This window comes from Tropicibacter sp. Alg240-R139, from assembly GCF_900537075.1.
Lineage (GTDB): Bacteria > Pseudomonadota > Alphaproteobacteria > Rhodobacterales > Rhodobacteraceae > Falsiruegeria.
This window is the reverse complement of the sequence record NZ_UNRA01000001.1, coordinates 94425-112604: the sequence shown is the minus strand read 5'-3', so window position 1 is coordinate 112604 and position 18180 is coordinate 94425. Positions and strand designations below refer to the sequence as shown.

17 protein-coding genes are annotated in these 18180 nt (G+C 59.6%); 10 read left to right on the top strand and 7 right to left on the bottom strand.

Annotation, left to right across the window (positions count from 1 at the left end; all coding sequences use genetic code 11):
• The first annotated feature begins 2 nt into the window (after positions 1-2).
• Complete coding sequence (locus G6R15_RS00560; protein WP_164657840.1) at positions 3-1670, top strand: ribonuclease J; 1668 nt, start codon at positions 3-5, stop codon at positions 1668-1670.
• Between the two features lie 84 nt (positions 1671-1754).
• Here G6R15_RS00560 and G6R15_RS00555 read toward each other — a convergent pair whose 3' ends face one another.
• The 3 genes from G6R15_RS00555 to G6R15_RS00545 form a co-directional block, all read right to left on the bottom strand.
• Positions 1755-1946: a hypothetical protein gene (locus G6R15_RS00555; RefSeq protein WP_164657839.1), complete on the bottom strand. Its 192-nt coding sequence runs from the start codon at positions 1944-1946 to the stop codon at positions 1755-1757.
• 156 nt (positions 1947-2102) lie between these two features.
• Positions 2103-3509, bottom strand: a complete 1407-nt coding sequence (locus tag G6R15_RS00550; RefSeq protein ID WP_164657838.1) for a DEAD/DEAH box helicase — start codon at positions 3507-3509, stop codon at positions 2103-2105.
• A 669-nt stretch (positions 3510-4178) separates the two neighbouring features.
• Positions 4179-5786, bottom strand: a complete 1608-nt coding sequence (locus G6R15_RS00545) for a peptide chain release factor 3 (RefSeq protein WP_164657837.1) — start codon at positions 5784-5786, stop codon at positions 4179-4181.
• A gap of 156 nt (positions 5787-5942) precedes the next feature.
• Here G6R15_RS00545 and G6R15_RS00540 point away from each other — a divergent pair, with 156 nt between their 5' ends.
• Complete coding sequence (locus G6R15_RS00540) at positions 5943-6290, top strand: BrnA antitoxin family protein (protein WP_240336631.1); 348 nt, start codon at positions 5943-5945, stop codon at positions 6288-6290.
• Positions 6291-6327: 37 nt separating this feature from the next.
• On the opposite strand, the gene G6R15_RS00535 is transcribed toward G6R15_RS00540, so the two are convergent.
• The 3 genes from G6R15_RS00535 to G6R15_RS00525 all read right to left on the bottom strand — a co-directional run bounded on the left by G6R15_RS00535 (position 6328) and on the right by G6R15_RS00525 (position 9064).
• Positions 6328-6750: a hypothetical protein gene (locus G6R15_RS00535; protein ID WP_164657836.1), complete on the bottom strand. Its 423-nt coding sequence runs from the start codon at positions 6748-6750 to the stop codon at positions 6328-6330.
• 488 nt (positions 6751-7238) lie between these two features.
• A complete protein-coding gene (locus G6R15_RS00530; protein ID WP_164657835.1) occupies positions 7239-7676 on the bottom strand; it encodes a cytochrome c in 438 nt (145 codons plus the stop codon).
• A gap of 380 nt (positions 7677-8056) precedes the next feature.
• Positions 8057-9064, bottom strand: coding sequence for a Hint domain-containing protein (locus G6R15_RS00525; protein WP_240336630.1), 1008 nt, complete (start codon positions 9062-9064; stop codon positions 8057-8059).
• Between the two features lie 187 nt (positions 9065-9251).
• Here G6R15_RS00525 and G6R15_RS00520 point away from each other — a divergent pair, with 187 nt between their 5' ends.
• The 8 genes from G6R15_RS00520 (at position 9252) to G6R15_RS00485 (ending at position 17239) form a co-directional block, all read left to right on the top strand.
• Positions 9252-10031, top strand: a complete 780-nt coding sequence (locus G6R15_RS00520; RefSeq protein WP_164657834.1) for an SDR family oxidoreductase — start codon at positions 9252-9254, stop codon at positions 10029-10031.
• 3 nt (positions 10032-10034) lie between these two features.
• The gene (locus G6R15_RS00515; protein WP_164657833.1) at positions 10035-11141 is read left to right on the top strand and encodes a hypothetical protein; all 1107 of its coding nucleotides are present in this window, start codon (positions 10035-10037) and stop codon (positions 11139-11141) included.
• A 23-nt stretch (positions 11142-11164) separates the two neighbouring features.
• The gene (locus G6R15_RS00510; RefSeq protein WP_164657832.1) at positions 11165-11962 is read left to right on the top strand and encodes an O-methyltransferase; all 798 of its coding nucleotides are present in this window, start codon (positions 11165-11167) and stop codon (positions 11960-11962) included.
• 104 nt (positions 11963-12066) lie between these two features.
• Positions 12067-13110 (top strand): methyltransferase domain-containing protein, encoded by a 1044-nt coding sequence (locus G6R15_RS00505; RefSeq protein ID WP_164657831.1) that lies wholly within the window; start codon positions 12067-12069, stop codon positions 13108-13110.
• Between the two features lie 149 nt (positions 13111-13259).
• Positions 13260-14303: an ABC transporter ATP-binding protein gene (locus G6R15_RS00500; RefSeq protein WP_164659210.1), complete on the top strand. Its 1044-nt coding sequence runs from the start codon at positions 13260-13262 to the stop codon at positions 14301-14303.
• A gap of 260 nt (positions 14304-14563) precedes the next feature.
• Positions 14564-15346, top strand: coding sequence for a 5'/3'-nucleotidase SurE (gene surE / locus G6R15_RS00495; RefSeq protein WP_164657830.1), 783 nt, complete (start codon positions 14564-14566; stop codon positions 15344-15346).
• Positions 15343-15990, top strand: coding sequence for a protein-L-isoaspartate(D-aspartate) O-methyltransferase (locus G6R15_RS00490; protein ID WP_164657829.1), 648 nt, complete (start codon positions 15343-15345; stop codon positions 15988-15990). The genes surE and G6R15_RS00490 overlap by 4 nt, the downstream gene beginning before the upstream one ends.
• A 70-nt stretch (positions 15991-16060) precedes the next feature.
• A complete protein-coding gene (locus G6R15_RS00485) occupies positions 16061-17239 on the top strand; it encodes a peptidoglycan DD-metalloendopeptidase family protein (RefSeq protein ID WP_164659208.1) in 1179 nt (392 codons plus the stop codon).
• Between the two features lie 256 nt (positions 17240-17495).
• Here G6R15_RS00485 and G6R15_RS00480 read toward each other — a convergent pair whose 3' ends face one another.
• On the bottom strand, positions 17496-18161 hold the full coding sequence (locus G6R15_RS00480; protein ID WP_164657828.1) for a YafY family protein: 666 nt from the start codon (positions 18159-18161) through the stop codon (positions 17496-17498).
• Positions 18162-18180 lie beyond the last annotated feature (19 nt).

Sequence of the window (18180 nt, the reverse complement as noted above, 5' to 3'; positions counted from 1 at the left end):
CAATGAGCAGCGAGAGATTGATCTATCTGCCCCTCGGCGGGGCAGGTGAAATTGGCATGAACGCCTATGTTTACGGCTATGGGGCAGCGGACAAGGAACGCTTTATCCTGGTCGATCTGGGCGTCGCCTTTCCCGATATGGACACCACGCCGGGTGTGGATCTGATCATGCCAGATATGGCCTGGCTGATGGAACGTGCAGACCGCTTGGACGCGATCTTTGTCACCCATGCACACGAGGACCACGTGGGTGGTGTGGCGCATTTCTATGCCAAACTGGGCGCACCGGTTTATGCCCGCGCCTTTACTGCCAATATCGCGCGCCGCAAGATGGAAGAACACGGTCATCCGGCCGAGGCTGTGCGCACGGCATCGACATGGCCCGAGACGATCAAGGCGGGGCCGTTCACGGTTGGCTTTGCGCCCATGTCGCATTCCATTCCCGAAAGCGCAGGGCTTGTTATCGACAGCCCGGCGGGCCGTGTGGTGCACACTGGCGATTTCAAACTGGACCCGAACCCAGTGGTGGGCGAGGCGTTTGATCCGGACATGTGGGCCGAGATTGCCAAATCCGGCGTGCGCGCGTTGGTTTGTGACAGCACCAACGTGTTTTCAACGCATCCCGGCCGTTCTGAATCCGAAGTGGGCCCGGAGATCGTGCGGCTGGTGAGTGAAGCCACTGGCATGGTGGTAGCGACGACTTTTGCCAGCAACGTGGCGCGGGTGAAGACACTGGCAGAGGCAGCGGATCGGGCGGGGCGTTCAGTTGTTCTGTTGGGCCGTGCAATGCGGCGCATGGTCGAGGCGGCGATTGAAACCGGCGTACTGACAGATTTCCCTAAGGTTATCGGCCCTGAAGAGGCTCGCGATGTACCGCGTGACCACCTTATGTTGCTGGTCACAGGCAGTCAGGGCGAGCGTCGCGCTGCCAGTGCGCAGCTGGCGCGCGGCAAGTACCGCGGGCTTGAGCTGAAAGAGGGCGATTTGTTCCTGTTCTCGTCCAAGACGATACCGGGCAACGAAAAGGGTGTGATCCGCATCATTAACCAGCTCAGCGAAAAGGGCGTTGATGTGGTTGATGACAGTTCAGGTCTGTATCACGTGTCGGGACATGCAAACCGCCCGGATCTGGAAGCACTGCATGGAATCATTGATCCGCAGATGGTGATCCCGATGCACGGCGAACATCGCCACTTGCGCGAACACGCCAAGCTGGCGGAAACACATGGCCGCCCTGGTATCGTGGCTGTCAACGGCATGATGCTAGATCTGTCGGGCAATGCGCCGACTGTGGCGGAATACGTTGACACCGGGCGCAGCTATCTGGATGGCGCGGTGATGGTTGGTGCACTGGACGGTGTTGTCCGCGACCGCATCCGCATGGCCCTGAATGGCCACGTGCTGGTTACGGTGATCCTGGACGAAGAGGATGAGCCGTTGGGCGAACCCTGGTGCGAGACGATGGGTCTGCCGGAAATGGGCAACTCCAAGGCGGCACTGATCGAGGTTTTGGAAGAGGACCTGAATCAGTTCCTGATGCGCGCCGGGGCCAAGACGTTGAAAGACGACGACAAGCTGGAAGAGGCGCTGCGACGGATCGTGCGTCAGACCGGGCAGGCTGAGATTGGTAAGAAACCAGAAGTTACAGTGGTCACCAGTCGAATGCGCTAAGCTGACTTACTAGCAAGAAAAAACCGCCCGCCAGAGTGATCCGGCGGGCGGTTTTCTTTTGTGAGTGGTGGTTTTTGGGGGCGTTTACGCCGGGTGTTTGCGCGCAAATAGCTGGCCGGCTTTTCGGGGCAGGGCGATAATTGCCTTGGCCGCAGATGTGACGCCATCTGCCAGGGCGCGGCTACGGGCCATTTCGGCTTGCAGGCGGATGGAGTCGACTTCGGCGGCGCACAGAAAGTGTATGTCTTGGGTTTTCATGTTCGTATCTCGGATCATCTTGTTGAACCCGTGACATATGGTTCACACGGACAGAGTACATCGGATGTTTGCGCAAACCGGTCATGATCCTGTTGCACAGCTTAGTCGTCAGGACAAAAAAAGCGCCCGCATGTCGGCACATGGGGCGCTTTGTGATCTTGAAGGCCCAGAGCGTCAGCTGGCGCGGCGTTCCGCAAAACTGAGAGCAATAAAGCTTGGCAGGTGATCCCCCATGCCGACGACTTTGTGGCCGCGATCATTGCGATCACGCCCACGCGAACGTTGCTTGTTCTCGGTCGGCTTGTTGTCCGTGCGGTCTGATCTTTCTGATCTGTCGGGTTTGTCTGCCCGGCGAGGCTTGCCTGCGCTCTTATTCTCGCGCGGTTCCTTGATCTCGTCCTTGGGTGCTTCCTTGACCTCAACAGCCTTGGATTTCACCGGGCTTTCGAGGCGAGGAATTTCTTTCTGGATCAGCTGTTCAACCGCATCCAACGCTTTTTGATCGCGTGGACCGCAGAGGGTGATCGCGGTGCCTTCGCGTCCGGCGCGGCCTGTGCGGCCGATGCGGTGAACGTAGTCCTCGGGGTGACCGGGGACGTCGAAGTTGATCACGTGGCTGACGCTAGGCACATCCAGGCCACGCGCGGCCACGTCAGAAGCCACCAGCAAGCGTAAGGACCCTTCGCGGAACCCATCGAGAGTCCTGGTGCGCTGTGATTGATCCAGATCGCCATGGATCGCGGCGGCGTCATAGCCATATTTCTTGAGCGATTTCGCGCAGATATCGACATCCGTCTTGCGGTTGCAGAAGATGATTGCGTTGGTGCACTTTTCGCCTTCGCGGTCGATCAATGCGCGCAGAACCGTGCGTTTTTCGCTGCCTTCACGGTCGCGGCGCGACGGTTTGAACATGACCACACCCTGTTCGATGGTCTCGGACGCTGTTGCCTGGCGCGCGACCTCGATCCGCTCGGGCGCGGACAGGAAGGTGTTGGTGATCCGCTCAATCTCGGGTGCCATTGTGGCGGAAAAGAACAGTGTCTGGCGGGTAAACGGGGTCAGGCCAAAAATACGCTCGATGTCGGGGATAAAGCCCATGTCGAGCATCCGGTCGGCTTCGTCCACGACCATGACCTTGACGTCTGACAAGATCAACTTGCCGCGTTCGAAATGGTCCAGCAAGCGACCAGGGGTGGCAATCAGGACGTCGACGCCCTTGTCGATGATCGACTCCTGCTCTTTGAAGCTGACGCCGCCAATGAGCAGCGCTTTGGTCAGCTTCATGTGTTTGGTGTAGGTATCAAAGTTCTCGGCCACCTGGGCGGCCAGCTCGCGCGTGGGACACAACACCAGGCTGCGCGGCATGCGCGCACGGGCGCGGCCTCGGGCCAGAAGCGTGATCATCGGCAGCGTGAAGCTGGCTGTTTTGCCGGTGCCGGTCTGAGCGATTCCCAAAACATCGCGCCCTTCAAGAGCGGGAGGGATGGCGCCAGCCTGAATTGGGGTGGGGGATTCGTACCCCGCCTCTGCAATAGCTTTGAGAACCTTGGGATTCAGGTTGAGGTCGGTAAATTTCGTCATGAGTTTCCGCGGTTTGCGGACACATTCACGGCCCGCACGTCTGGTGTGAGCCGGGTCCGTACGACCCTGCGCTGATTGCGCATCACGGCTCGGTCGCGGACATAGCAAAATCCCCGGCTGGGGTCAAATCATGTGACCTATTGAGGCTGAATTATGTGATTTTTTGACATATTAGTCGACAACCGAAGTGGGCTCGGAGGTTCTGTTTCCACTGATCCAGGGACATCGGAATTGCGCACAGACCTGGAGCGGGACGTGTGGGCAAAGACGTTTTTGTGGGCGAATCTAGGCGGGCGCAGAATGCAGGAACAGCAAGGGGTACACCACCGGGTTGATTTCGACATGTGCCAGAGGCGGGCCAATGCGATCAGTTCCAATACTTCAAACGCCACTGAATGGGCAGGCATTTGATAGGTATCCCGGCTGTAAATCAGACGTCTGCTTACTTGGATAGCCGAGATCTGAAACACGATGCGTGCCGCTGGGGGATGGAGGGCGGTGACGGTTGGATATGTCAGTGAAACCCTGTCGCCGCCCACTGGACAGGCAGCAGCGGGCCGTGTTTGCAAACAGCTGCCTGGCACACGCTAGGGCGCATAAGATTAATCTAACTTTATGAAAGTAAACGTTTAAATTTCCTTTGAAGTTGATTGATGACCTGCCGGGTGGTCAGGTCATCATCTCTTTTGTTGCGGTCAGGCGCACGTCAGGATAGTCGCGCTCGACCCGGTCGATGTCCCATTGCAGGCGCGTCAGATAAACCACATCGCCGTCGTGGTCATAGCTGATGTGCTGTTTGTTGGCGTTGATGAACTTGTCCACGGCCTGTTTGTCACCGTTGACCCAGCGGGCCGAGGTGAATTGCGATTGATCAAACCGCACGGGCAGGCCGTATTCCAATTCGATCCGGCTGGCCAAAACCTCGAACTGAAGCTGGCCAACAACACCGACGATAAAGCCCGAGCCGATGGACGGCTTGAACACTTTGGCGGCGCCTTCTTCGGCGAACTGCATCAGCGCCTTTTCCAGATGTTTGGCCTTCATCGGGTCACCAGCCCGCACCCCCTGCAGCAGTTCCGGAGCAAAGCTGGGGATACCACTAACACGCAAGGCTTCACCTTCGGTTAACGTGTCACCGATTCTAAGTTGGCCGTGGTTGGGGATGCCGATGATATCGCCGGCCCAGGCCTCTTCCGCCAGTTCGCGGTCAGACGCCAGGAACAGCACAGGGTTGGAAATCGCCATCGGTTTTTTGGAGCGCACATGGGTCAGTTTCATGCCACGCTTGAAGTGGCCCGACGCCATGCGGACAAAGGCCACGCGGTCGCGGTGCTTGGGGTCCATGTTGGCCTGAACCTTGAAAACAAAGCCGGAAACCTTTGTTTCTTCTGGCGAAATCTCTCTAGGCAAGGCCTTTTGAACCTGAGGCTCGGGGCCGTAACCGGCGATCCCGTCCATCAGTTCCTTGACCCCGAAGGAGTTGATCGCCGAGCCGAACCAGATCGGTGTTAACGTGCCATCCAACAGCGCTTGGGGGTCCAGCGGCGGCAGCAGCTCGCGCGCCATTTCCAGCTCTTCTTTGAGCTGTTCCAGCAGATGCTCGGGGACGTGTTCGACCAATTTGGGGTCATCAAGTCCATTGATTTCAATGCTTTCCGCCACTTTGTTGCGGTCGGCGCGGTCCATTAGTTCCAGCCGGTCGTGCAGGATGTCATAGCAGCCCACAAAGTCGCGCCCCACGCCGATGGGCCAGCTGGCCGGGGTCACGTCGATGGCGAGATTTTCCTGAATCTCGTCAATGATTTCAAAGACATCCCGGCTTTCGCGGTCCATCTTGTTACAAAACGTCAGGATCGGCAGGTCGCGCAGGCGGCAGACCTCGAACAGCTTCTGGGTCTGGCTTTCGACACCCTTGGCACCGTCGATCACCATCACCGCCGCATCCACCGCCGTGAGCGTGCGATAGGTGTCTTCCGAGAAGTCCGAGTGGCCGGGTGTGTCCACGAGGTTGAAGCGGAAGTTATTGTAATCAAACGACATTGCGGATGCGCTGACCGAAATGCCGCGATCCTTTTCCATCTGCATGAAGTCTGAGCGTGTGCGCCTTGCTTCGCCCTTGGCGCGCACCTGCCCGGCCATCTGGATGGCGCCCCCGTACAAGAGGAACTTTTCGGTCAGGGTCGTCTTGCCGGCGTCCGGGTGCGAGATGATCGCGAAGGTGCGGCGACGCGCGATCTCGGGCGGCAATTCGGGGCGGTTTGTGGCGGTATCAAGCATGAGCGCGCGTATAGGTAAGGAACGCGGGCAACGCAAGAAAAACGCGCTGTGCTATGCGTGCACAACCCGTGCACAGGGCGTGCACCGACCGTAGGACTGATGCTGTGTTAACTTTTGCCGGGCAAAGTTGTCGGCAGGTTAACGAGAGGTAACGTGATGGTGGGTCGCAAACAGGCGCGCGGTGAGATGCTGCACGAGTTGGAAGAGCTGCAAAACGGGTTGGCGCGGGACTGGTTGGATCAGAGCTTGCCCAAGGACTGGCATGGGCTGGACACATGGCACGGGGCGGTGCGCGACAAAACCCGCGTGACCCTGCGGTTGGACGCGGACATGGTGCGTTGGTTTCGTAAGCTGGGACCGGGGTATCAGGCGCGGATCAATCAGGTGCTTCGGATCTATTGGACGGCGCTGTTGTGTGGTCACATCAGCGGGCATCAGTATGACAACACGCTGCCACGGTTGATGCTGGAGGCGCAGCGGATCCAGCGGGAGGTGTCGGGGTGAGGACAAGGTTAGGGCAGTCGAATAGAAGGTGGGTCGCTTATTTGTCCTTTACTATTTCAATTGCCTGGAAAGCGCGATGGAGGCCACAGACATGATTGGGTAGGTTTGAAAGATTGAAGTCTTCTGCGCCAAACCCGGCGAAACCAAAACTTTCTGACTTTAGATAAATCAGATCTATGAACAGATCTTCTCCGGGCTGATAGACAACGGCAAAACGACAAAACACGTCATTTGAGAAAGGTGGGGATATTGGTACGTTGCATGACAAGTAGTGTTCCGGCGCACCTTGTTCTGCTGCCGTGTGGTAGGCAGAGTTCTGGGGTAATCTACTCTCAGCAACCTTTTGATTCGCTTTGTCCATCCTAAACGGCAAAACACCAACAGAGTAACGAACGTCACCTGCTGTTAGCTGGATCAATTCTCGCGATCCAGGGTGAGGCTGCCCATGCGTGTAGGTCACTCTGCTGAGGCTTCCAGTATTTCGCAAGCCCGGAAAACCCGGAGCCAACGCCGCGTCAATGCTACTTTCACGGCTTACACTGAGCGAAACCCATTGGTCGTTTGGGGGTGTGTTGAACTGCCCGTTGCAAAGTTTGAACACGCGCTCACCCAAGACTGTGACGCGACCTTCCGGGTAGAATTCCTCGCCCAGTTGGCACTGCGGTTGCCCAGGTTGTTGGGTACTTGCAGGGCCAGTTTGGGAAAACCAAGCGGCGCATAGGAACAGTGCAGAACATCAAAAACGATGTCGTCTCACTTACAATAGCTTTCTGAGAGTTGGCTGAGGTACGTGAAACAACAATCCGATTTCTTACCACCCTTCAAGGGGGGAGATTGATTGGTTCCCCCGTTGACCTTGAGTGTCATCCAGATTGGCACAGTGCGCCAGTTGTTTGTCGTGGGATGATAAGTGAAGCGTGGCTTGCGTGGGCGTTCAAAATGCCCCGGTTATTCGCGATACCGCTTGTGACACGCTCGGCAAGCCCCGCCGATGTTGGTGATGGCCTGGGCCAGGGAGGGGCGGTCCTGGATGGTGGGCGCGGCTTTGGCGGCGGCCTGGTCCAGATCGCGGGCCAGAGCGGTGAAGGTGTCGTACTCATCCCAGATGCTTGGCAACGCTTCGGATTTGGGGTCGGTTTCGGGGGCTTCGAAGAGCGGCGCGATGTCGGGTGTGCCTGCCTGAATGCGGCGGGCTGCTGATTGAGCGGCGGTGGCGTCCATGGGGATGTCCCCCTTGGCCATCGAGATCATCAGCTTGAGGTCTTTGTCTAACCCCATCATCGAATGCGTGCGCGCCTTGACTGCCGGGTTCTGGACGCCTTGGTGGGCGAAGGCGGCGGTGGCGGCGAGGATCAGGGCTGCGGTGGCAAGCGGGCGTTTGATCATTGGATGTCCGTTGTGTGATGCTCGCATAAGGTTAGAGCCTTGTGCCCTGCTGATGAAGCCAAATGCGATCGTTTTGACCAGAGCGTGATTGGACAGGTGGATCCGATGAGGGGGATGCTCCCGCCCGTCGTTGGCGTTCCTGACGGAACACCGCCTCCCGTTGGGCCGGGCCTCGCTGCGCTCGGCGGTTGGTGCTTGTGTTGGGCGGATCGATTAGGGCGCGCGCGCCTTGTGGGGCGGCTTTGGGCAAGACAGGAGCAACAGGCACGACCGCGCCGCGCGTAGCGCGGCGCTGGGCCCAAGGCCGTTCGCGGTGCTGGCGAAGCCAGGATCGCGCGGGCACGGGAGCTCCCCCGGAGTTGTTTGAAGCGAAACCTGCGCTAGTGACGCGAGGCGCGTTTCAGGAGGGCGATGGCGTCGGGGCGGTCCAGCAAGGCCTTGGCGACGTCTATGCCATGCTCGGCGCCGGTGCCGTGTTGGTCCAAGAGGGGCGAAATGCGGTCGATCAGCTCTTGCGGCAGTGCCGGTTTGGTTCGGGGATCCAGCAGCATGCTTTCGGCTGCGATCCCTTCGGCGTAGATGATGTGGTGATGGTCGAAAAGCAGCTGGAAATAATCCACAAAGCCGCCGTCTTGCACAAACACGGTGTCACCGTTGACCAAATGGCGTGCCTTGACCAGAAGTTCAGGCCGCCCGGCGCCAATCTGATCAGAGCGTTGATACACAAAAAGCCGGTGGTCAGGGCTGACCAGCAGGTCGTTTTCGTTGTTGAGCGCGCCTGCCTTGATGATGATGGGTGCCAATTCGCCCACTGCGCGGACGGTGCTTTGGCCGATCCAGCGCACCTGTTGCACGCCGTCGTCGCGGGTCAGGATACGGTCACCGACGCTTAGGTCCTCGATCCTTATCTGTGCGCCCGAGGCCAGCGTGATGTGGGTGCCGCGGGTGAACGAGACGCAAGCGACCTGTGCAAATTTTTGTCGCGCGCTGTCGCGGTCCATGCCGACAAGGGAGTATTCCACTTTTGCTTCGAGCGGGGAGAGGGGCAGCAGGTAAAGCTCGGCGATGTGGCCGGTGCCGTCGACTTCGACCAGCACCAACGCATCGGTGGTCTGCCCGTCGGGTGACATCAGGCTGAGCGTGCAATCAAGATGGATCAGAGCGCCGGGGGTGCCGCAATCGGTGTCATCGGCCACTTCGAACCGGCCCTCTGCATCCGTCTGCAAGGCCAGCCGTTGCAGCGTGGCGCCGTGGCCAAGCGCATAGATGTCATCCAACATCAGCTCGTCCATGAACGAGAGCTCGTCGCCCATGTTGGCGCCGTTGATCACGGTAAAGTGCTGCGCGCGAAAGACGGGAATGGATTGCACGGGGCTGGTTGCGGTCACGGGTGTTGGCTCTTTGTTGCTCGGCTCTATAATTTGGCGGGTCACCTCAGGTGTGACAAGTCACGATAGCGCCAGAATGTGGCGGATATCGGTCAGACCTTTGGTGAATGGCTGGCATTTGCGGGCAAGCTGGTGCTAACTCGGGCGCAAAGCCGCCGTTTTTTTGGGGCGAGAGAGGGAGATGAAGATGGATCTGGGAATTTCGGGAAAACGCGCGTTGGTGTCGGCCAGCAGCAAGGGTTTGGGCCTGGGCTGCGCAGAAGCATTGGCCGGGGCGGGTGTCGATCTGATCATGACTGCGCGCGGGACCGAAGCGCTCGAGGCTTCGGCCGAAGCGATTCGCGCCGCGCATGGTGTGAGCGTGCAGACGGTTGCGGCGGATGTGACCACCGAGGACGGACAGGCGCGGGTGCTTGAGGCAGCTCAAGGCGTTGATATTCTGGTGACCAATGCGGGCGGTCCGCCCCCCGGCATGTGGTCGGATTGGGAGCGTGACGATTTCATCAAGGCGCTGGATGCCAACATGCTGACGCCGATTGCTTTCATGAAGGCGCTGCTGCCGGGGATGATGGACAAGGGGTGGGGCCGGGTGGTCAACATCACTTCGCAATCGGTGCGCGCGCCTATCGCGGTGTTGGGGCTGTCGAATGCGGCACGCACGGGCCTTACGGGTTATGTTGCGGGCACCTCGCGGCAGGTGGCGCCGCATGGGGTGACGATCAACAACCTGTTGCCGGGCATTCACGCCACTGATCGTGCCGTGTCACTGGACACGGGGGTGGCGGGACAGCAGGGGATTTCGCTGGACGAGGCCAAGGCCGCGCGCGAGGCGACGATCCCGGCGCGCCGCTATGGCACACGGGCAGAGTTCGGCGCGGCTTGTGCCTTTCTGTGCTCGCAGCATTCGGGGTTCATCGTGGGCCAGAACATTCTGCTGGATGGCGGTGCCACCAACATGACGATGTGATTCATGGCATCTGGCTTTTCCATGAAGGATCAGCTGTTTAACGCCGAAAAGGTCCGCTATCTGGCGGGCCTTTTTGACCGTGACGGCTTTGACGCAGACGGCTTTCAGGCGCGGGTGATGTCGCGGTTGCTGGAGCTGGAATTGAAAGAGCGGATGACCTGGATCGCTGCCTGTCTGGCCGAGGCTGTGCCGGGGGATTTACAGGTGGTGGCGCCTGTGATCCTACGGTCCTTGCCGCCGCCGCTGAACCCTGAATTGAGCGATGACGATTTTGGCGATTTCATCTTTGCGCCCTTGGGCGAATGGGTGGCCGATGTGGGGATCGAGCATCCGGATCTGGCGCTGGATGTGCTGGAAGAGTTGACGCAGCGGTTTTCGATGGAATGGGCGATCCGGCCGTTTCTGAACCGCTGGCCAGAGGAGGTACTGGGGCGCATGGTGGCCTGGTCCGGGCATGACAGCTATCACGTGCGGCGACTGGTCAGTGAAGGGACGCGACCCCGGTTGCCCTGGGGGATGAGCGTGGGTCTGGGATTGGTTGATCCGTTGCCGTTGCTTGATAAGTTGCATGGCGATGGAACGCGTTATGTCACGCGGTCGGTGGCCAACCATCTGAACGACATCGCCAAGAAAGACCCCGATCTGGTGTTGTCGCGGTTGGGGCAGTGGCAAGTGCAGAAGGCACAGGACGATAACGAGCTGCACTGGATGACGGCTCATGCGTTGCGAGGTTTGGTCAAAGCGGGTCATCCCGGCGCGATGTCGATGCTGGGGTATGACCCGGACGCAGAAATTTCCGTGACGGTTGATATCGACGGCGAGGCGCGCATTGGCGGCGCGCTGGAGTTCGAGGTTGGGATCGCGGGCGCGCGTGATGTGCCAGTATTGGTGGATTATATCGTTCATTTCCAACGTCCGGGCGGCAAGACCTCGGCCAAGGTGCACAAGCTGAAGCAGGCGGTGGTGACGGGAGGCGGATTGACGTTGCGCAAGCGGCACAAGCTGAAGGGGGACGCCACCACGTTTAAATTGGTGCCGGGTGCACATCTGTTGCAGGTACAGGTGAACGGTGTCGTGCGCGTAGAAAAGAGCTTTGAGCTTCTGCCATAAAGGAAGCCAAAAAGGGAGAGGTCATGAGTGTTGTAATCAAACCGCTGCGGGTCACGGACAAGAGCCGCATGGCGGAGGTTTTTGAGCGATACCCAGAGGAACAGGACCGGTTCGACACTGAGAACGTGGCTGTTTTCGACAAGATCGAAACCGCGGTCTATCGCACCATGAACAAGGGAAAGTTGCCGCTTTGGTCCGCTTATAAGCGGGTGCGGAACTATGGCGTGAAGGTTGGGCAAAACCCCAAGCGCGACGTGGAAGAGGTGCGCACGCAACCCGATTACTGCAGGTTTTATGCCTGGTTGGCTGCGCAGACTAAACCAGAGGCCGTGCTGGAGTTTGGTTCAGGTTTTGGGGTCAGTGGCATGTATTGGCTGGCGGGAATGAAGTATGCCGGCGGCGGCACCTTGTTCAGCTTTGAACCCAATCGTCTGTGGACCCCGATCGTTCGCGACAATTTTGCCAGCGTCGGGGGCAGTTACGATCTGACCGAGGGCACGTTCGAAGGCAATCTGGAGCGGATCACGACGTCGGTGGAAATCGCATTGATCGACGGGATTCACACGCGTTATTTTGTTCGCCAGCAGCTTGCTTTGATCGAAGGGGTTGCCGCCAAGGGGGCGATTGTTCTGATCGACGGTATCAATTTTTCGGACAGCATGAAAAAGTGCTGGGGCGAAATACAGGCGCGCGAAGATTTTGTAGGCGTCTGGGAAGTGGGTGCGCGGGTCGGGGTGGTGGAATTGCCGTCATCTGAGGTTGGTATTGGGGCTGCTGTGGCCCGTTTTTTTGCCAGGATTCTGGGTCGGAACAAAGCGTGAGGACCCACGCAGCTTCACGGTTGCGTCAGATGTGGCCCGCACGGATTGCGAGGAAACACAGGGGCGGCTAGCTGCATCGGGACAATTAAGAAAAGGGCGGTCCGATGAAGCATGAAGCAGTGCAGAACTATTACGGCGAGGTGTTGCAGGGGAGTTCGGATCTGCAGACCAATGCATGCTGCACGCCCGATGAGATGCCCGATCATCTGAAGAAGATCTTGTCCAAGGTGCATGACGAGGTTCTGACCCGCTATTACGGCTGCGGGCTGATTGCGCCGCTGGATCTGACCGGAATGCGTATTCTGGATCTGGGCTGTGGCGCTGGGCGCGATGTTTACGCGCTCTCGGCCATGGTCGGTGAAACAGGGCGCGTTGTGGGTGTGGACATGACGCCTGCGCAGCTGGATGTAGCCCGCGCCCATCAGGACTATCACGCCGAGGTCTTTGGTCACGCCGCCAGCAATGTCGACTTTCACCACGGATTTATCGAAAAACTCGAAGAACTGGATCTGGAGCCGGGTTCGTTTGACATCATCGTGTCGAACTGCGTGGTGAACCTTGCGACCGACAAGGGTGCGGTGCTGCGCGGGGCGCATCATCTGTTGAAGCCGGGCGGCGAGATGTATTTCTCGGACGTTTACGCAGACCGACGGGTGCCCAAAGAGATGGCCGAAGATGAGGTTTTGTATGGCGAGTGCCTGTCGGGCGCTTTGTATTGGAATGACTTCCTGAGCATCGCCAAGGCGTCCGGCTTTGGCGATCCGCGTTTGGTCACACACCGCCCGCTGACCATCGAAAACCCCGAGCTGGAGGCACGGGTGGCGCCGTTGTCGTTCCTGTCAGCGACCTATCGTCTGTTCAAGCTGCCTGAGCTGGAACCAGCGTGCGAGGATTATGGGCAGGCGGTGATCTATAAGGGTACTGTGGCGCACGCACCGCATGAGTTTGTGCTGGATGATCACCATGTGATCGAGACGGGCAAGGTGTTCCCGGTCTGCGGCAACACCTGGATGATGTTGCAAGACACGCGATTTGCGCGCCATTTCGAGTTCATCGGCGAATTCGACACGCACTATGGCATCTTTGAGGGCTGCGGCGGCGACAGCCCGTTCAATCAGGAACCGGGAACGATCGTCAGCTGCTGTTGACGCCTTGCGCCACTCTCTTGCGTCGGGGGGGGCAGGTTGCTATCCCGTCCCAAGCCCGATGAAAGGACTCGGGAAAGGCGAAGAGGCTAGATTTGAACGCTGAGACACAGGCACATTTACGCCCGACCCCCCGGTTGGAAATCCGCAATATGGTGCGTCAGTTCGACGGGCGCGCCGTGGTGGATGACGTTTCGTTGTCGATTCAGGCGGGGCAGGTGACCTGTTTGCTGGGACCGTCGGGCTGCGGGAAGTCGACCACATTGCGAATGATCGCAGGGGTCGAGATGCAGGACTCAGGCGAGATCTATGTCGATGGCAAGCTGATCTGTGACACGGTGTTTCGGGTCCCACCCGAGCGGCGCGAAATCGGGTTGATGTTTCAGGACTTTGCCCTGTTTCCGCATCTGAGCGTGGCCGACAACGTGGCCTTCGGCCTTAAGGGGCCCAAGGCCGAGAAGCGCACGCGGGTCGAAGAGTTGCTGCGCAAAGTTGATCTGATCCAATACATTGACGAATTCCCCCATCAGCTGTCAGGCGGCGAACAGCAGCGGGTCGCTTTGGCGCGGGCCTTGGCACCGCGGCCTCGGATCATGCTTATGGACGAGCCGTTTTCGGGCCTCGACAACCGTTTGCGGGACGGCATCCGCGACGAGACGTTGGCGCTGCTCAAGGAAGAAGACACCGCCGTTCTGCTGGTCACGCATGAGCCGGAAGAGGCGATGCGGATGGCCGATGAAATCGCGTTGATGCGCAATGGGCAGATCGTGCAGAGCGGTGCGCCCTATAATGTCTATACCCGTCCAGTAGACAAGGCGGCGGTTGGGTTCTTTAGCGATATCAACACGCTGAGTGCCAGAGTTGATGGTGCACTGGCGGATACGCCTTTTGGTCAGTTTCTGGCACCGGGGGTGCCGGATGGGACGGATGTCGAGATCGTCTTTCGCCCGCAGCATGTGAAGTTGGACTTTGATCGCGGCGGCAAGGGGCCTTTGCCGACCCCCGCTGCGGGGGTCGCGGCACGGGGCGTGGTCGAGCGCGCGCGGTTTCTGGGCAATGAATCCCTCGTCGAGTTCCGGATGGATTTCGACGGATCGGTCCTGCGGGCCACGGTGCCCAATGTGTTTGTGCCCGAAGCAGGCCGGGTGATGTGGCTGACGGTGCGGCGCGATCGCTGCTTTGTGTTCCCGGCCTGAACCACCAGCAAGCCTTGCCCTGCGGGTTCTGATGCCGTTCGCTACATGCGGGGCACAATTTCTTGGAAAGAAATTGGATCAAAAACTGTGTCAGTTTTTGTGCGCTTAGACGTCGGCCGACGGATGTCGACGTCGGACCTGTGGCTCATTCACCTTAGGGGTGGCTTTATCTTTGCGCAGATGATCCATGTGCTTGCCCGTGTCGGACCTCGCGTCTATCAAGGGCAAAATCAGCAAAAACCAGATGGGGCGGCGGTTTCATGCGCATTCTTTTGACAAATGACGACGGCATCAACGCACCCGGGTTGGCCGCGCTGGAGGAGATCGCGGCAGAGCTGGCCGGACCGGACGGAGAGGTCTGGGTCGTGGCCCCAGCGTTCGAGCAATCTGGCGTCGGTCATTGCATCAGCTACACTCATCCGATGTTGATCGCAAAGATGGGTGAGCGGCGATACGCCACCGAAGGCAGCCCGGCTGACTGCGTGCTGGCGGGCCTGCACCACGTGATGAAGGATGCACGCCCCGATCTTGTGTTGTCTGGCGTGAACCGAGGCAACAACTCGGCCGAAAATGCGCTGTATTCCGGCACATTGGGCGGCGCGATGGAGGCGGCCCTGCAAGGTCTGCCAGCAATTGCCATGTCGCAATATTATGGCCCGCAGAACTATGGCATTGATCAGCCTTTTGAATTGGTACGTGAACATGGGGCCGATGTGGTCCGCAAGATTCTGGCCAAGATACCTGCGCAAGATCAGGATTATCGTCTGTTCTACAATGTTAACCTGCCGCCTGTGCGGGTCGGTGACGTCAAGGGTATTCGCGTGGTGCCGCAGGGATTCCGGCGCGGGTCGTGTTTTAGTGTCGAGCCGCATAACTCCCCGTCTGGTAAGCAGTTTTTGTGGATCAAGGGCGGCAATCAGCAGATCATGACAGCGCCGGGAACGGATGCGGCCGTGAACCTGGAGGGGTACATTTCGATCACGCCGATGCGAGCAGATCTGACGGCCCATGACGCGATGGAGGCCCTTGCGGACATCGAATGAGTGGGCCTGACGCACAAACCAAGATGCAGTTTTTGTTTGCTCTGCGCTCTAAGGGAGTGACGGACAAGAGGGTGCTGAACGCGATGGAAGAGATCGATCGCGGTCCTTTTGTGCGTGGTATCTTTGCTGATCGCTCTTACGAAGATATGCCGTTGCCGATTGCCTGCGGGCAGACGATCAGCCAGCCCTCGGTGGTGGGGATCATGACGCAGGCTTTGCAAGTCAACCCGCGCGACAAGGTGCTCGAGGTTGGGACCGGGTCGGGCTATCAGGCGGCGATCCTGAGCAAGCTGGCGCGGCGGGTCTATACGGTGGAACGGCATGCGCGTCTGGTGCGCGAGGCACAAGGGATATTTCAAGCGTTGCAGCTGGTCAATATTACCACGATGATCGCCGATGGTTCGTTCGGATTGCCCGATCAGGCGCCCTTTGACCGCATCATTGTGACGGCTGCGGCCGAGGACCCGCCGGGGCCGCTCTTGGCGCAGCTGAAAATCGGCGGTATCATGGTGGTGCCGGTAGGCCAGTCCGACGCTGTGCAGACCCTGATCCGGGTGCGGCGCAGTGAAAGCGGGTTCGACTATGACGAAATCCGGCCCGTCCGCTTTGTCCCCTTGCTTGAGGGGTTGGGCAAGGACGGTTAAAGGCTTATTTGAGTTGCGATGATCGCCAAGCCCCCGGCAAACAGGGGGGCGCGTGTTTGAGGATAGCGAGATGATTTGTTCCACCCGGAAATTGCCCACCCGGCTGCTGTACGCTGGTGCTGTGGTCGCCTTGGTCGCGGGCTGCGAGGGCCCGCTGGATTACGACCTGCGCGGTCAGATCGGCGCCTTTAACACCACTGAGGCGGCGCAATCGATCAAGACTGCGCCCCGGCCAAAGCCAGATGCGCGTGGGGTGATTTCTTATCCCAACTATCAGGTGGCGGTGGCCCGATCCGGGGACAGCGTGACGGAATTATCCAACCGCATCGGCCTGCCAGCGGGTGAGGTGGCGCGGTTTAACGGCTTGAACGCAGACACGCCCCTGCGCAAGGGCGAGGTTTTGGCCCTGCCGTCTCGGGTAGCGGAAGCCAACTCGGGGGGATCGGTGGATATTGCGGCGCTGGCGGGCAGTGCGATTGATCAGGCACCCGACACGACGCCGGTTGAGACCACGACATTGGCGCCTGCAAGTTCGTCCAAGCCTGCGGCCAAACCGACGGGGCCGGAACCGGTACGCCACAAGGTGGCCCGCGGCGAGACGGCTTATACTGTGTCGCGACTCTATCAAGTGCCGGTCAAGGCGCTGGCGGAATGGAATGGGCTGGGGTCCGACTTTGCCGTGCGCGAAGGTCAATATCTGATTATCCCGGTCAAGGATCAATCCGCGCCCAGTGGTGCAGCGGCGGCTGCGGCCAGTGCGGCGGCAGTGACCAAGCCGGGATCCGGCAGCCCGACGCCGACACCACCAAGTGCGACAGCGCCCTTGCCAGATGAAAAGGTGACGGCCAAGGCACCAGAACCAGAGACTGTTGAGGTGGCCAAGCCGACGCAGGCCAGTGGTGCAGCGATGACGATGCCGGTCAGCGGCAAGATCATCCGACCCTACAAAAAGGGCAAGAACGACGGGATTGATATTGCTGCCGCGGCCGGATCGGCTGTTGTCGCGGCCGACAAAGGGACAGTAGCGGCGATCACGGCGGACGCTGATCAAGTGCCGATCATCGTGGTGCGCCACAAAGACAACCTGTTGACCGTCTATGCCAACGTCGAGAGCATCGAGGTGAACAAAGGCGATCGGGTCAAGCGCGGGCAAAAGCTGGCGCAGCTGCGGTCGGGCGACAATGCCTATGTGCATTTCGAAGTGCGCAAGGGGTTCGACAGCGTCGATCCGACACCGTATCTGCAGTAACGCGCTTTGGGCACGGGGGCTCCCGCGCTCGAACTGTCCTGACTTCGTCAGCACAGCTAACGGTCTTGGGCCGGGCGCCTCGCCTTCGGCTCGGCGCGGTTCCGTCTGGGCGAAAGCTATCGTTTGAGTCACCAACGGTTGCGGCTAGACGCCCGCCGCCGCGCGCAGCGCGGCGGCACGGCCCAACGGGAGGAGGTGTCCCGCAAGGGGCATCGACGACGGGCGGGAGTGCCCCTGTTATAGGACAGAACCTTTCCTAGAGTACGTAGTCCTCAAGTCGTTTGCCGGGTTCATCTGCAAAGAGTTCGGGCAGGGGGGTAACCTCTTCGATCAGGTCGACGCGGAAGACGCGGAAATCGCAGCGCGTTTCGCACCAAGCCGTCAGCGTCCAGACGCGGCCCCAGTATTCCATGTGCAGCGGTCTTATGGTGCGCTCGGTTAACGTGCCGTCGATGCGGCGGTATTTCAGTGCCAGTTTCTGGCGGGATTTGATCGCGGATCTCAGCGGCGCCATGTGGGTAAAGCCGCGCGCCGCATCCGCAAAGGGGTAGACCGCGAACTTCCAGGCATCCGCTTCGGCAACCGTTTGCGTCGGCAATACAGCGTCGATCTTGTCCACCAGCGATTGCGCGGCGGCTTTCAGCCCCGGATCAGCGGCCTCGGCGACGATGGCCATGCCAAGGTTCAGCGCCTCCAGCTCTTCGGTGGTCAGCGTCAGAGGGGGCAGGGTGATCGCCTCGCGCACCATATAGCCCACGCCGCGTTCGCCCTCGACCGGGACACCGCTGGCCACCAGCGTGTCCATGTCGCGATAGATCGTGCGCACCGACACTTCGAGCCGGTCGGCGATGTCGCGCGCGCGGTGCAATTTGCCGTCGCGCAGGATCTGGATGATGTCAAAAAGGCGGTCGGTGCGGCGCATGGCACTACCCTTGCCGCGC